Raw genomic sequence first — 13,697 nt, forward strand, 5'->3', positions numbered from 1 at the left:
CTGGGCTCATGGTCAATCTGACGCGCATCTACACCCGTACCGGCGACCAGGGCACCACCGCTCTGGGCGACATGAGCCGGACCGCCAAGACCGATCTGCGGATCTCGGCGTACGCCGACGCCAACGAGGCCAATGCCGTCATCGGTACGGCCATCGCCCTCGGGCAGCTCGACCAGGAGGTAGTGAAGGTCCTCGTCCGCGTCCAGAACGACCTGTTCGACGTCGGCGCGGATCTCTCCACCCCGGTGGTCGAGGACCCGAAGTACCCGCCGCTGCGGGTCGAGCAGAGTTACGTCGACAAGCTGGAGGCGGACTGCGACCGCTTCCTGGAGGAGCTGGAGAAGCTGCGCTCCTTCATCCTGCCGGGCGGCACGCCCGGTGCGGCGCTGCTGCACCAGGCGTGCACGGTGGTCCGCCGTGCGGAGCGCTCGACGTGGGCGGCGCTGGAGGTCCACGGCGAGGCGATGAACGCCCTGACCGCGACCTATCTCAACCGTCTCTCGGACCTGCTCTTCATTCTGGCCAGGACGGCGAACAAGGAGGTCGGGGACGTGCTCTGGGTCCCCGGCGGCGAGCGCTAGACGCGATCCCGGCCCCGGGCGGGGTCCCGGTGGGAGTCCCGGTCCCGGGTGGGGAGCGGTGACTCCGGCTCTCCCTCCGGGGCCTTCCTCGGCCAGACGACGTAGCTGAGCGCGAAGAGGCCGTGGAAGCCGACCGCCCGCCAGGCGAAGCCGATCCAGCCGTTCAGCGACTGCGTGTCCCCGGCGTCGCCGACGTACCGGACGGCGAGCAGCAGCAGTACGGTCGCGACCGCCGCCCCGATGACCGAGCCCAGCCAGACCTTGCCCTCGTGGCGGGCGCGCGCCATGCCGTAGCGCGGCGGGCCGACCGGCGGCGGCGCACCGCCCAGGCGGTGTGCGGCGTGGCCGTCGAGCCATTTCACGGTGCGGTGGCCGTGGCCGGCGGTGTAGCCGATGTACACGGCCGCGAGACCGTGCCGCCAGCTCGGCTCCGCGCCGTTCTTCAGGTCGATCGCGGTCACGACGAGCAGCAGGACCTCCAGGAGCGGCTCGCACAGCAGCAGGGCCAGGCCCACCCGGGGCATCTTCAGCAGATAGCGGGCGGCGAGACCGGCGCCCAGCAGCACCCAGAATCCGACTTCGCAGATCACGATCAGCGTGACGATCACGACGGAACTCCCCTCTCGGTTCCCCTCCAGCGTCCCGTGGCATTCCGCCCGGATCGTCGTCGCCGATGACGAAGTACGACTACATCCTTCGACGGAGGTGCGGATCGGCCCGCGCGGCGAGGCCCGGGGCCGTACCGCCGTGTTGGATGGGACCGTGACACTCCCCCGACCGCACCGCGTCGATCTGCTCATCGCCGTCGGCGGCCTCGCCGTCGGCCTGCTGATGTGGTCCTACGGGCTGCACACCCAGACCGACCGGCTGATCACCGCGCGGTGGGCGACCCTGATCCCGCTCGTCGTCATGGCCTCGATGGCCACTCTGCGCCGTTCGCTGCCGCAGACCGCCCTGATCGTCGGCACGGTCGCCCTCGTGGCGGACCAGTTCACCTACGGCACCCTCGTGACCGCGCTGATGTTCACGGACCTGGTCTACGCGGCCGTGGTCTACGGGCCGCCGTCCGCCGCCCGGCGCGTCCCGTACACGACCGGGCTGATCACGATCGGGGTGACGATCGGCTTCCTCGTCTGGTGGCAGAACGCGGCCGCCCTGGTGATCGGGCTGATCACCGGCATGCTGTCGTTCCTGCCCGCCGTCACGGGAGCCGTCGTGCGCAACCACCGCCAGGCCGCCGACGCCGCCCGCCTCCGCGCGGAGCAGACCGCGCTGCTCGCCGAGATGGACCGCAGTCAGGCCGTCGTGGCCGAGCGCGCCCGGATGGCACGGGAGCTGCACGACATGGTCGCCAACCATCTCTCCGCCATCGCGATCCACTCCACGGCCGCGCTGTCGCTCGACGAGCCGGGGACCACCCGGCAGGCGCTGACCGTGATCCGGGAGAACAGCGTGGAGGGGCTCGCGGAGATGCGGCGGCTGATCGGTCTGCTCCGGGACAGCAGCGGCGACATGGAGCCGGCGGCCGCGCCCACGCTGGACGGCCTGGACGCGCTGGTGGCCCAGGCGGCGACGAACGGGCGGAGCAGCGGGCTGACGTTCTCGATCGACGACACCCGGGCGGGAAGCGACTCGGGGCTGCCGGCCCCGGTCGGGCTCGCCGCGTACCGGATCGTGCAGGAGTCGCTGACGAACGCCCTCAAGCACGCGGGACCGGGCGAGGTACGGGTGGACCTCGGCCGCCGCACGGACGGCGCCCTCACGGTGCGCGTGACCAGTGCGCTCGGCGGGCAGCCCGGGCCGCGCGCCCCAGGCTCGGGGGCGGGCCTCGTGGGGATGCGGGAGCGGGTGGCGCTGCTCGACGGGGAGTTCGAGGCCGGTCCGGTCACCTCGGACGGCGGACGGAAAGAATGGCGGGTGCGGGCTGTCCTGCCCGTCGGGACGAACGACAAGGAGCCGTCGGCATGGTACGGGTGATCGTGGCCGAGGATCAGAGCGCGGTCCGGGCGGGGCTCGTCCTGATCCTGGGCAGCGCGCCGGACATCGAGGTGGTCGGTGAGGCGGCCGACGGCGAGCGCGCGGTGGAGCTGGCCCGGGAGCTGCGCCCGGACCTGGTCCTGATGGACATCCAGATGCCGCGGATGGACGGGGTGACGGCGACCGGCCTCGTCGTGTCGGAGGGGCTGGCCGATGTGCTCGTGCTGACCACCTTCGATCTGGACGAGTACGTGTTCGGGGCGCTGCGGGCCGGGGCGTCCGGCTTCCTGCTGAAGAACGCCGACGCCAAGGACCTGATCGAGGCGGTACGGACGGTGGCACGCGGGGAGGGCCTGATCGCCCCGGCCGTGACACGGCGGCTGATCGCCGAGTTCGCGTCCCCGCACGCACCGGCGCCCACGCGGAGCGCGGTGGACCGTGCCGTACTGGACGCGTTGACGCCCCGGGAGCGGGAGGTGCTGGCGGCGCTGGCCAAGGGGCTGTCGAACGCGGAGGTCGCGGGACGGCTGGACATGGCGGAGGCGACGGTGAAGACGCACGTCAGCAAGGTGCTGGGAAAGCTGGGTGTGCGCAGTCGTGCTCAAGCGGCCGTTCTGGCACGGGAGTTGGGCGTCTGAACGACCCTTTCGACGTTGGTCTGGACCTCTTGACGGTTGGTCCAGACCTTTCTACGCTCGCGGGGCGCGCGCACTTCACGGACCACCCCCATCGCTCGTCCGTCCGCAACTTGAGGAGCACCGTTGAGCACTCAAGCACCGACGCGCAGAACAGGGTTCAGACACCGGGCCGCCGCCGGTCTCACCGCCCTGATCCTGCCCCTGGCCGCCATGGTCGGCCTCGCCGCCCCCGCCGAAGCCGCCACGGCGGCCACCGCCACGTACACCAAGGTCTCCGACTGGGGTACCGGCTTCGAGGGCAAGTGGACGGTGAAGAACACCGGCACCACCACCCTCTCCTCCTGGACCGTCGAGTGGGACTACCCCGCCGGCACCGCCGTCACCTCCGCCTGGGACGCCACCGTCACCGGCTCCGGCACCCACTGGACCGCCAAGAACGTCGGCTGGAACGGCACCCTCGCCCCGGGCGCCTCCATCTCCTTCGGCTTCAACGGCTCGGGCTCCGGCGCACCGAGCGGCTGCAAGGTCAACGGCGGCTCCTGCGACGGCGGCACCCAGCCCGGCGACAACGCGCCCTCCGCCCCCGGCACCCCGGTCGCCTCCGACGTCACCAACACCTCGGTCAAGCTGACCTGGACCGCCGCCACGGACGACAAGGGCATCAAGAACTACGACGTCAAGCGGAACGGCACCACGGTCGCCACGGTCACCGGACTGACGTACACGAACACCGGGCTGACCGCGGGCACCGACTACAGCTACACGGTCGTCGCCCGGGACACGATCGACCAGACCGGCCCCGCCAGCGGCGCCGCGAACGTCCGCACCACGGGCGGCGACCCGCCGCAGCCGCCGGGTTCCACGGTGAAGCTGGGCTACTTCACCAACTGGGGTGTCTACGGCCGCAACTACCACGTCAAGAACATCGCGACGTCCGGCTCCGCCTCCAAGATCACGCACATCAACTACGCCTTCGGCAACGTGACCGGCGGCAGGTGCACGATCGGCGACTCCTACGCGGACTACGACAAGGCCTACACCGCCGACCAGTCGGTCGACGGCGTCGCCGACACCTGGGACCAGCCGCTGCGCGGCAACTTCAACCAGCTGCGCAAGCTGAAGAAGGCCTACCCGCACATCAAGGTGCTGTGGTCCTTCGGCGGCTGGACCTGGTCCGGCGGCTTCGGCCAGGCCGTGCAGAACCCGACCGCCTTCGCGCAGTCCTGCTACGACCTGGTCGAGGACCCGCGCTGGGCCGACGTCTTCGACGGCATCGACCTGGACTGGGAGTACCCGAACGCCTGCGGTCTGTCCTGCGACACCAGCGGCCCGGCCTCCTTCAAGAACATGATGCAGGCCATGCGCGCCAAGTTCGGCAGCAACGCCCTGGTCACGGCGGCGGTCACGGCCGACGCGTCCTCCGGCGGCAAGATCGACGCCGCCGACTACGCGGGCGCCGCGCCGTACATGAACTGGTTCAACGTGATGACGTACGACTTCTTCGGCGCCTGGGCGGCGCAGGGCCCGACCGCCCCGCACTCCCCGCTCACCTCGTACGCCGGCATCCCGCAGGCGGGCTTCAACTCCGCCGAGGCGATCGCCAAATTCAAGGCGAAGGGCGTCCCGGCCAACAAGCTGCTGCTCGGCATCGGCTTCTACGGCCGCGGCTGGACCGGCGTCACCCAGTCCGCCCCCGGCGGCACGGCGACGGGCCCGGCGGCCGGCACGTACGAGCAGGGCATCGAGGACTACAAGGTCCTGCGGAACTCCTGCCCGGCGAACGGCACGGTCGCCGGCACGGCGTACGCGCACTGCGGTTCCAACTGGTGGAGCTACGACACCCCGGCGACGGTCACGTCCAAGATGAGCTGGGCGAAGAACCAGGGCCTGGGCGGCGCGTTCTTCTGGGAGTTCAGCGGTGACACCGGCAACGGTGAGCTGGTGGGAGCCATCAACAGCGGGCTGAACTAGCCCCGGGAAAACGCGGCGGGGACGGTGCAGCACACCGTCCCCGCCGTCGTATTTCCGCTGTCAGGCCACCATTCACCCTCCCCCAGGCTTCGTCCAGGGGGAGAGAGCCGATCAGGCCACATTCACCCTCTGGCCCGGAGGCGCCGCCTCCAGCCAGGCGAGAAAGCCGGTGAGAGCGTCCTCGCTCATCGCCAGCTCCAGCCGTGTCCCCCGGTGCATACAGCCCTGGATCACGGCGTCCGAGAGCAGCGCCAGCTCCTCCTCGCCCTCGGGCATCCGGCGCTCCAGGACCTCGATGGCCGAGCGCTCCAGAACCCTGCGGGGGCGGGGCGCGTACGAGAAGACCCGGAACCAGGCGATCTCGTCACCGCTGTAGCGGGCGACGCCGTACACCCAGCCCTTGCCGGAGAGATCCGTCTCCTCGGGGATGTCCCAGCGCAGGGAGCAGTCGAAGGTGCCCCCGGCGCGCTGGATCAGCCTGCGGCGCAAGCCGAAGACGAAGAGCCCGATCACCACCAGTGCGACGACCAGGCCGCTCAGGAGCAGAGCGAGGAACATCTTCACCGACCTCCTCGCTGCGTCCCGTGACCGGCGTCGCCGGCGTAACCGAATACGACCTGCATATGCATCGCCTCAGCCGCGACACGGTCTGGAAAATTCCAGCCGTGCCGCGGCTGAGGGCACAACTCTCGGCGCGGTCCGCTAGCGGACCGCTACCGCACGCAACCGGACATCGGCGCGACGCTCGGCGGCGGCGTCCGACTCCGACTTGGCGCGCTCCAGCGCACGCTCCGCGCGCTGGGCGTCGATCTCGTCCGCCAGCTCGACGATCTCCGCGAGCAGAGACAGCTTGTCGTCGGCGAACGAGATGAATCCACCGTGCACAGCGGCGACGACGGTCTCGCCCTCGCTGGTACGGATGGTCACCGGGCCCGACTCCAGCACACCGAGCAGCGGCTGGTGGCCGGGCATGACGCCGATGTCGCCGGAGGTGGTACGTGCGATGACCAGGGTGGCCTCGCCGGACCAGACACTCCGGTCCGCGGCGACCAGCTCGACGTGCAGCTCAGCAGCCAAGGGTGGCTCCTCGGGTCACCACCCGGCGGTCGTGCCGGGTGTTGGGGTCAATTCTAATGGGCGTGACGAGGGGGGCGGGACACACCCGCCCCCCTCGCGAGAGCACGGGGCTCAGGAGACGCCCAGCTCCTTGGCGTTCTTCTTGAGGTCCTCGAGACCACCACACATGAAGAAGGCCTGCTCGGGGAAGTGGTCGTACTCACCGTCGCAGATCGCGTTGAACGCGGCGATCGACTCGTCGAGCGGAACGTCCGAACCGTCCACACCGGTGAACTGCTTCGCCGCGTGGGTGTTCTGGGACAGGAAGCGCTCGACACGGCGGGCGCGGTGGACAACGAGCTTGTCCTCCTCGCTCAGCTCGTCGATACCGAGAATCGCGATGATGTCCTGGAGGTCCTTGTACTTCTGCAGGATTCCCTTGACGCGCGTGGCGGCGTCGTAGTGGTCCTGCGCGATGTAGCGCGGGTCCAGGATCCGGGACGTGGAGTCCAGCGGGTCCACGGCCGGGTAGATGCCCTTCTCGGAGATCGGACGGGAGAGAACCGTCGTCGCGTCGAGGTGGGCGAAGGTGGTGGCCGGGGCCGGGTCGGTCAGGTCGTCCGCGGGGACGTAGATCGCCTGCATCGAGGTGATCGAGTGACCACGGGTCGAGGTGATGCGCTCCTGGAGGAGACCCATCTCGTCGGCCAGGTTCGGCTGGTAACCCACGGCGGAGGGCATGCGGCCGAGCAGGGTCGAGACCTCGGAACCGGCCTGCGTGAAGCGGAAGATGTTGTCGATGAAGAACAGCACGTCCTGCTTCTGCACATCGCGGAAGTACTCCGCCATGGTCAGACCGGCCAGGGCCACGCGCAGACGGGTGCCCGGGGGCTCGTCCATCTGGCCGAAGACCAGCGCGGTCTTGTCCAGAACGCCGGCCTCCTCCATCTCCACCATGAGGTCGTTGCCCTCACGGGTGCGCTCGCCGACGCCCGCGAAGACCGACACACCGTCGTGCAGCTTGGCCACACGGACGATCATTTCCTGGATCAGAACGGTCTTGCCGACACCGGCGCCACCGAACAGACCGATCTTTCCACCCTTGACGTACGGGGTGAGAAGGTCGACGACCTTCAGGCCGGTCTCGAACATCTCGGTCTTGGACTCGAGCTGGTCGAAGGCCGGGGCCTTGCGGTGGATCGTCCAGCGCGGCGCGTCGGCCACGGTGGAGGCGTCGGCGTTCAGCACCTGACCGAGCGTGTTGAACACGCGGCCCTTGGTGACATCGCCGACCGGCACCGTGATGCCGTCGCCGGTGTCCACCACGGGGGCCTGGCGGACCAGGCCGTCGGTGGGCTGCATGGAGATGGTGCGGACGACGCCGTCACCGAGGTGCTGGGCGACCTCGAGGGTCAGCGTCTTGGTCGCGCCCTCCTCGGCCGGGTCCGGAACCTCGACGTTCAGCGCGTTGTAGATCTCCGGCATCGCGTCGACGGGGAACTCCACGTCGACGACCGGGCCGATGACCCGGGCGACGCGGCCCGTGGCGGCGGCCGTCTCAACAGTGGTCGTCATTACTTGTCACTCCCCGCGGTCGCGTCGGCCAGGGCTGCGGTGCCACCGACGATCTCGCTGATTTCCTGGGTGATTTCGGCCTGGCGGGCCGCGTTGGCAAGTCGGGAGAGGTTGTTGATCAAGTCTCCCGCGTTGTCGGTCGCCGACTTCATCGCACGACGCGTGGCGGCGTGCTTGGAGGCAGCCGACTGGAGCAGCGCGTTGTAGATCCGGCTCTCGACGTAGCGCGGCAGGAGGGCGTCGAGGACGTCCTCCGCCGACGGCTCGAAGTCGTACAGCGGACGGAGCGTGTCCTGCTCGCCCGCCTCCTTCGCCACCTCGTCGAGGCTGAGGGGCAGCAGCCGGGCCTCGACCGCCGTCTGCGTCATCATCGAGACGAACTCGGTGTAGACGATGTGGAGCTCGTCCACGCCGCCCTCAGCGGTGTCCTTCTCGATCGCCTCGATCAGCGGAGCCGCGATCGTCTTGGCGTCCGCGTACTCCGGCTGGTCCGTGAAGCCGGTCCACGAGTCGGCCAGCTTGCGCTCACGGAAGTTGTAGTGCGCGATGCCACGACGGCCGACGACGTAGATGTCGACCTCGCGTCCCTCGCTCTCCAGCTTCCTCGTCAGCGCTTCCGCCGCCTTGATGGCGTTGGAGTTGAAGGCGCCGGCCAGACCGCGGTCGCTCGCGAGGAGCAGAACCGCGGCACGGGTCGGGTTCTCCGTCTCGGTGGTCAGCGGGTGCTTGTCGTTCGCACCCGTGGCCACCGCGGTGACCGCGCGGGTCAGCTCGGTGGCGTACGGGGTCGACGCCTGCACCTTGCGCTGCGCCTTGACGACACGCGAGGCGGCGATCATCTCCATCGCCTTGGTGATCTTCTTCGTCGCGGTGACGGATTTGATGCGACGCTTGTAGACCCGGAGCTGCGCTCCCATGAGTCAGGTCCCTTCCGTCGTCACTTCGAGACGTTGACGGCAGCGGAAGCGTCGTCGCCCAGCAGCTTCCCGTCAGAGGTCTCGAACTGCTTCTTGAACTCCGCGATGGCGTCGGCCACGGACTGCAGGGTGTCGTCCGACATCTTGCCGCCCTCACGGATGGAGGTCATGAGACCGGAGTGGCTCTGGCGCAGGTACGCCAGCATCTCGGCCTCGAAGCGGCGGATGTCGTTGACCGGAACGTCGTCCATCTTGCCGGTGGTGCCGGCCCAGACGGAGACGACCTGGTTCTCGGTGGGCATCGGCTGGTACTGAGCCTGCTTGAGCAGCTCGACCATCCGCTGGCCACGCTCCAGCTGCGCCTTCGACGCGGCGTCCAGGTCCGAACCGAAGGCGGCGAACGCCTCCAGCTCACGGAACTGGGCCAGGTCGACACGGAGGCGACCGGAGATCTGCTTCATCGCCTTGTGCTGGGCGGAGCCACCGACACGGGAGACCGAGATACCGACGTTCAGGGCCGGACGCTGGCCGGCGTTGAACAGGTCGGACTCCAGGAAGCACTGGCCGTCGGTGATGGAGATGACGTTGGTCGGGATGAACGCCGAGACGTCGTTGGCCTTCGTCTCGACGATCGGCAGACCGGTCATCGAGCCGGCACCCAGCTCGTCCGAGAGCTTCGCGCAGCGCTCGAGCAGACGCGAGTGCAGGTAGAAGACGTCACCCGGGTAGGCCTCACGGCCCGGCGGGCGGCGCAGCAGCAGGGACACGGCGCGGTAGGCGTCGGCCTGCTTCGACAGGTCGTCGAAGACGATCAGGACGTGCTTGCCCTGGTACATCCAGTGCTGGCCGATGGCGGAGCCGGTGTACGGCGCCAGGTACTTGAAGCCGGCCGGGTCGGACGCCGGGGCGGCGACGATCGTCGTGTACTCGAGCGCACCGGCCTCTTCCAGGGCGCCGCGAACGGACGCGATGGTCGAGCCCTTCTGGCCGACGGCGACGTAGATGCAGCGGACCTGCTTGTTCACGTCGCCCGAGCGCCAGTTGTCACGCTGGTTGATGATCGTGTCGACGCACAGCGCGGTCTTGCCGGTCTGACGGTCGCCGATGATCAGCTGACGCTGACCACGGCCGACCGGGGTCATGGCGTCGACGGCCTTGTAGCCGGTCTCCATCGGCTCGTGGACCGACTTACGGGCCATGACGCCCGGGGCCTGCAGCTCGAGGGCACGGCGGCCCTCGGTCGCGATCTCGCCGAGACCGTCGATCGGGTTGCCGAGCGGGTCGACGACGCGGCCGAGGTAGCCCTCGCCGACACCTACGGAGAGAACCTCACCGGTGCGCTGCACCGGCTGGCCCTCCTCGATACCGCTGAACTCGCCGAGGACGATCGCACCGATCTCGCGCTCCTCGAGGTTGAGGGCGAGACCGAGGGTGCCGTCCTCGAACTTCAGCAGCTCGTTCGCCATGGCCGAGGGAAGACCCTCCACCTTGGCGATGCCGTCGCCGGCCAGGCTGACCGTTCCGACCTCCTCGCGCGAGGCCGCGTCCGGCTGGTACGACTGGACAAAGGTCTCCAGCGCGTCCCGGATCTCCTCCGGCCGGATCGTGAGCTCCGCCATCTGGGTTCCCTGCTCTCCTTGTTGGGCCCGAAGTCTTCTTGGGGGTCTGGGGGCCGACCCCCAGGAATCTTCTGCAATCTCTGCACGGCCCAACCGGGCCGCAGGTGATGCTCTGTTCAGTTGCCGGCTGACGTCAGCCGGCCAGTCGCCGGGTCGCCTCGTCGAGGCGCTCCGCGATGGTGCCGTTGATGACCTCGTCACCGACCTGCACCGTGATCCCGCCGAGGACCGCCGGGTCCACGTCCAGGTTCAGGTGCATCTGGCGGCCGTACAGCTTGGCCAGGACGGCACCGAGGCGCTGCTTCTGCTGATCGGTCAGCGGCACCGCCGACGTCACGACGGCCACCATCCGGTCCCGGCGCGCCGCGGCGAGCTTGGAGAGGGACTCGAGTCCCGCTTCCAGGCTACGTCCCCGGGGCTGGGTCACGAGACGGACGACCAGACGCTCGGTGACCGCGTTGGCCTTGCCGCCGAGCAGGCTGCGGAGCAGCTCGCCCTTGGCGGACGCCGTGGCGGCCTTGTCCGTCAGCGCCGAGCGCAGCTCGGTGCTGGAGGTGACGATCCGGCCGAACCGGAACAGCTCGTCCTCGACGTCGTCCAGCGCGCCGGCCTGCTGGGCCGCGGTGAGGTCGGCGGTGTTCGCCAGCTCCTCGGCCGAGTCGACCAGGTCACGCGACTGCGACCAGCGGGAACGCACCATGCCGGACACCAGGTCGACGGTCTCCCCGCCCACCTGACCGCCGAGCAGTCGCCCGGCGAGCTCGGCCTTGGCCTCGCCCGCCTGCGCCGGGTCGGTCAGGACCCGACGCAGCGACACCTCGCGGTCGAGCAGCGCGGTGACCGCGGCCAGCTCGCCCGCGAGCTTCGCGGCGTCGACCGAGGTGTTGTCGGTCAGCGCGTCGAGAGACTCGCGCGCGGTGACCAGTGCCTCGCGGCTCGCTCCGTTCATCGGACGGCCTCGGCCTTCTCCTCGAGCTCGTCGAGGAAGCGGTCGATCGTGCGGCTCTGGCGGGCGTGGTCCTCGAGGGACTCACCGACCAGCTTGCCGGCCAGGTCGGTGGCGAGCTTGCCCACGTCCTGGCGCAGCGAGGTCGCCGCGGCCTTGCGGTCGGCCTCGATCTGCGTGTGACCGGCCGCGATGATCTCCTCGCGCTGGCGCTGGCCTTCCGCCTTCATCTCCTGGATGATCGCGGTGCCCTGCTCCGTCGCCTCCTGGCGAAGACGCGCGGCCTCATGGCGGGCCTCGGCGAGCTGGGCCTTGTACTGCTCCAGCACACTCTGGGCCTCGATCTGGGCCGACTCGGCCTTCTCGATGCCACCCTCGATGGCCGCCCGACGCTCTTCCAGAACCTTGTTGATGTTCGGGAGGAGCTTCTTGGCGAGGAAGCCGAAGACGATGACGAAGGCGATCAGGCCGATGACGAGCTCGTCAAGATGCGGGATCAGAGGAGGCTGGGGCTCCTCCGCCGCAAGAAGCAGAGCGTTCACATCAGTGCCTTCCGTAAAAAGGTGTGGGCTGTCGGTCCGATTTACTGGTAGACGAAGCCCATGACGATGCCGATGAGGGCGAGCGCCTCACAGAAGGCGAAGCCCATGATCTGGTTGGTGCGGATCAGACCGGCGGCCTCGGGCTGGCGGGCGAGCGCCTGCGTACCGTTACCGAAGATGATGCCGACGCCGACGCCGGGGCCGATCGCGGCCAGGCCGTAGCCGATCGAGGCGACGTTGCCGACGACGTTCTCCTTGGCGGAGGCCGCGAGGTTGACCATGTCGAGAGCAGCGGACATGCCGTTACTTCCTTCTCTTTCAATGACCCGGTGGGGGTTGGCCACCGGACGACTGTTGGATTGGGGGTCTAGCTGGATCCCTGGGCGGGAGTGGCTCAGTGGTGCTCGGCCAGTGCGCCCTGGACGTAGCTGCAGGCCAGGAGGACGAAGACGTACGCCTGGACGGCCTGGATGAAGAGCTCGAAGGCCGTCATCACGAGGACCATCACGAACGAGGCGCCGGCGTAGACGAAGCCCAGGCCGTTCATGAGGTACCAGGTGGCCAGCGAGAACATCACGATCAGCAGGTGACCGGCGAACATGTTCGCGAACAGTCGGACCGCGTGCGTGAAGGGCCGGATGATGAGGTTCGAGAAGAACTCGAGGACGACGACCATCGGGAGGATCGCACCGAGGGACTTGTCGTAGCCGACGATGTTCTTCCAGCCGCCGACGAAGCCGTGCTTCTTGAAGGTCAGCGTGATCCAGAGCACGTACACGATCAGCGCGAGACCGGCCGGGAAGGCGATCAGCGAGGTGACCGGGAACTGGGCGAGCGGAATGATCGACCAGAGGTTCATGATCCAGACGAAGAAGAACAGCGACACCATGAAGGGGACGTACTTCTCGCCGTCCTTCTTGCCGATGATCTCGTAGACGATGCCGCGGCGGACGAAGTCGTAACCGGCCTCGCCGACCATCTGCATCTTGCCGGGGATCAGCTTGGGCTTGTTGAAGGCCGCCCAGAAGAACCCGACGACCACGATGGAGCCCAGCAGAGCGAGCAGCATCGGCTTGGTGATGTCGATGCCTCCCACCGTGGCGATGGGCTCGTACATGAACGTGTGCAGGCCCGGCGCCGGGAAGCCGCATCCACTGAAGATGTGGCAATCCGGGTCGAAGGCAAGCGTCTGGTCAGCACTCACCGCGGGCTCCTTCAGCGTGGCGCATAGGTACGGCAACCTCGTTGTGTCGGCGCGGCACGCAGCCGCGGGTCGGCACTGGACTGGTCTTACGGATAAGGGGGCGGCGGTTCGGCGTCGAGCCTCGCGCTGGGACAGGCGTCAGCTCGGATGCCCGCGCCCGCAATGCCGCAGTTGGCACCGGACGATAGCAGGAAGCCGAACGCGCCTTTATCCCGGCCCTACCCCTCACTGCGACGACCCCGGCTTCTTGGGGTCGTCGACGTACATGATCTTGGCCTTCATGTACGCGCGTGCCTGCGCGGCGATCCAGACGAGGGTCGACGCGAGCAGGGTGAAGGCGAAGGCCTTGAAGTCGAAGAACGTCGTGTTCTTGAGCATCAGCATCAACACGAAGAGCAGCAGCAGCTGGGTCGTGTAGAGCAGGAGACCCATCGCCTGGAACAGGTGCGGGTACGACTTGGCCGTCCGCTGGAGCACCACGAGCCCGATCCCCATGAAGGCGATCACGACGGCGCAGCCGATGACGGCGCCGATCGCGCCCTTTCCACCGGCAACCACGCCGCTGATGACCGCGGCGACGGCGCCGGTGGCTGCAGCGGGAATGGCAGCTGACAGAAGGATGCGTGCGTCGTTGGACGGCATGGCGGTGTCTCCGCTGTTGCTTGGTGGGG

General features: G+C 68.8%; 15 protein-coding genes. 4 read left to right on the forward strand and 11 right to left on the reverse strand.

The window, feature by feature from the left end:
* The first annotated feature begins 8 nt into the window (after positions 1-8).
* Positions 9-581: a cob(I)yrinic acid a,c-diamide adenosyltransferase gene (locus tag ACFVGW_RS23480; RefSeq protein ID WP_352191683.1), complete on the forward strand. Its 573-nt coding sequence runs from the start codon at positions 9-11 to the stop codon at positions 579-581.
* Here the strand turns inward: ACFVGW_RS23480 and ACFVGW_RS23485 are convergent.
* Positions 578-1,189: a hypothetical protein gene (locus ACFVGW_RS23485; protein ID WP_385853347.1), complete on the reverse strand. Its 612-nt coding sequence runs from the start codon at positions 1,187-1,189 to the stop codon at positions 578-580. The genes ACFVGW_RS23480 and ACFVGW_RS23485 overlap by 4 nt on opposite strands.
* 154 nt (positions 1,190-1,343) lie before the next feature.
* Here ACFVGW_RS23485 and ACFVGW_RS23490 point away from each other — a divergent pair, with 154 nt between their 5' ends.
* From ACFVGW_RS23490 to ACFVGW_RS23500, 3 genes are all read left to right on the forward strand, one after another.
* Positions 1,344-2,558, forward strand: coding sequence for a sensor histidine kinase (locus ACFVGW_RS23490; RefSeq protein ID WP_385853348.1), 1,215 nt, complete (start codon positions 1,344-1,346; stop codon positions 2,556-2,558).
* Complete coding sequence (locus ACFVGW_RS23495) at positions 2,546-3,196, forward strand: response regulator (protein WP_385853349.1); 651 nt, start codon at positions 2,546-2,548, stop codon at positions 3,194-3,196. The genes ACFVGW_RS23490 and ACFVGW_RS23495 overlap by 13 nt, the downstream gene beginning before the upstream one ends.
* A gap of 123 nt (positions 3,197-3,319) precedes the next feature.
* Positions 3,320-5,167, forward strand: a complete 1,848-nt coding sequence (locus ACFVGW_RS23500) for a glycosyl hydrolase family 18 protein (RefSeq protein ID WP_385853350.1) — start codon at positions 3,320-3,322, stop codon at positions 5,165-5,167.
* A 111-nt stretch (positions 5,168-5,278) separates the two neighbouring features.
* Here the strand turns inward: ACFVGW_RS23500 and ACFVGW_RS23505 are convergent, their stop codons facing one another.
* The 10 genes from ACFVGW_RS23505 to ACFVGW_RS23550 all read right to left on the reverse strand — a co-directional run bounded on the left by ACFVGW_RS23505 (position 5,279) and on the right by ACFVGW_RS23550 (position 13,668).
* Positions 5,279-5,725, reverse strand: coding sequence for a DUF2550 domain-containing protein (locus ACFVGW_RS23505; RefSeq protein WP_352188972.1), 447 nt, complete (start codon positions 5,723-5,725; stop codon positions 5,279-5,281).
* A 144-nt stretch (positions 5,726-5,869) separates the two neighbouring features.
* A complete protein-coding gene (locus ACFVGW_RS23510) occupies positions 5,870-6,244 on the reverse strand; it encodes a F0F1 ATP synthase subunit epsilon (RefSeq protein WP_352188973.1) in 375 nt (124 codons plus the stop codon).
* A 111-nt stretch (positions 6,245-6,355) separates the two neighbouring features.
* Entirely contained in the window at positions 6,356-7,798 is a 1,443-nt protein-coding gene (atpD, locus tag ACFVGW_RS23515) for a F0F1 ATP synthase subunit beta (RefSeq protein ID WP_352188974.1), read from the reverse strand.
* On the reverse strand, positions 7,798-8,715 hold the full coding sequence (locus ACFVGW_RS23520; RefSeq protein ID WP_352188975.1) for a F0F1 ATP synthase subunit gamma: 918 nt from the start codon (positions 8,713-8,715) through the stop codon (positions 7,798-7,800). Before ACFVGW_RS23520 ends, atpD begins: the two co-directional genes overlap by 1 nt.
* Before the next feature lie 20 nt (positions 8,716-8,735).
* Positions 8,736-10,334 (reverse strand): F0F1 ATP synthase subunit alpha, encoded by a 1,599-nt coding sequence (atpA, locus tag ACFVGW_RS23525; RefSeq protein ID WP_352188976.1) that lies wholly within the window; start codon positions 10,332-10,334, stop codon positions 8,736-8,738.
* A 133-nt stretch (positions 10,335-10,467) separates the two neighbouring features.
* Positions 10,468-11,283, reverse strand: coding sequence for a F0F1 ATP synthase subunit delta (locus ACFVGW_RS23530; protein WP_352188977.1), 816 nt, complete (start codon positions 11,281-11,283; stop codon positions 10,468-10,470).
* The gene (locus tag ACFVGW_RS23535; protein WP_352188978.1) at positions 11,280-11,822 is read right to left on the reverse strand and encodes a F0F1 ATP synthase subunit B; all 543 of its coding nucleotides are present in this window, start codon (positions 11,820-11,822) and stop codon (positions 11,280-11,282) included. The genes ACFVGW_RS23530 and ACFVGW_RS23535 overlap by 4 nt, the downstream gene beginning before the upstream one ends.
* A 41-nt stretch (positions 11,823-11,863) precedes the next feature.
* The gene (gene atpE / locus ACFVGW_RS23540) at positions 11,864-12,121 is read right to left on the reverse strand and encodes an ATP synthase F0 subunit C (RefSeq protein ID WP_158990502.1); all 258 of its coding nucleotides are present in this window, start codon (positions 12,119-12,121) and stop codon (positions 11,864-11,866) included.
* Positions 12,122-12,216: 95 nt separating this feature from the next.
* A complete protein-coding gene (gene atpB, locus ACFVGW_RS23545; RefSeq protein ID WP_352188979.1) occupies positions 12,217-13,026 on the reverse strand; it encodes a F0F1 ATP synthase subunit A in 810 nt (269 codons plus the stop codon).
* 225 nt (positions 13,027-13,251) lie between these two features.
* Complete coding sequence (locus ACFVGW_RS23550; protein WP_383222001.1) at positions 13,252-13,668, reverse strand: hypothetical protein; 417 nt, start codon at positions 13,666-13,668, stop codon at positions 13,252-13,254.
* Positions 13,669-13,697: the final 29 nt, after the last annotated feature.

The organism is Streptomyces sp. NPDC127129 (assembly GCF_042671585.1).
Lineage (GTDB): Bacteria > Actinomycetota > Actinomycetes > Streptomycetales > Streptomycetaceae > Streptomyces.

Excerpts from the sequence above, each read along its gene's own strand:
- atpD (WP_352188974.1), bottom strand. The coding sequence starts at position 7,798 with ATGACGACCACTGTTGAGACGGCCGCCGCCACGGGCCGCGTCGCCCGG.
- ACFVGW_RS23520 (WP_352188975.1), bottom strand. The coding sequence starts at position 8,715 with ATGGGAGCGCAGCTCCGGGTCTACAAGCGTCGCATCAAATCCGTCACC.
- atpA (WP_352188976.1), bottom strand. The coding sequence starts at position 10,334 with ATGGCGGAGCTCACGATCCGGCCGGAGGAGATCCGGGACGCGCTGGAG.
- ACFVGW_RS23495 (WP_385853349.1), top strand. The coding sequence starts at position 2,546 with ATGGTACGGGTGATCGTGGCCGAGGATCAGAGCGCGGTCCGGGCGGGG.
- ACFVGW_RS23480 (WP_352191683.1), top strand. The coding sequence starts at position 9 with ATGGTCAATCTGACGCGCATCTACACCCGTACCGGCGACCAGGGCACC.
- ACFVGW_RS23530 (WP_352188977.1), bottom strand. The coding sequence starts at position 11,283 with ATGAACGGAGCGAGCCGCGAGGCACTGGTCACCGCGCGCGAGTCTCTC.
- atpE (WP_158990502.1), bottom strand. The coding sequence starts at position 12,121 with ATGTCCGCTGCTCTCGACATGGTCAACCTCGCGGCCTCCGCCAAGGAG.
- ACFVGW_RS23505 (WP_352188972.1), bottom strand. The coding sequence starts at position 5,725 with ATGTTCCTCGCTCTGCTCCTGAGCGGCCTGGTCGTCGCACTGGTGGTG.
- ACFVGW_RS23550 (WP_383222001.1), bottom strand. The coding sequence starts at position 13,668 with ATGCCGTCCAACGACGCACGCATCCTTCTGTCAGCTGCCATTCCCGCT.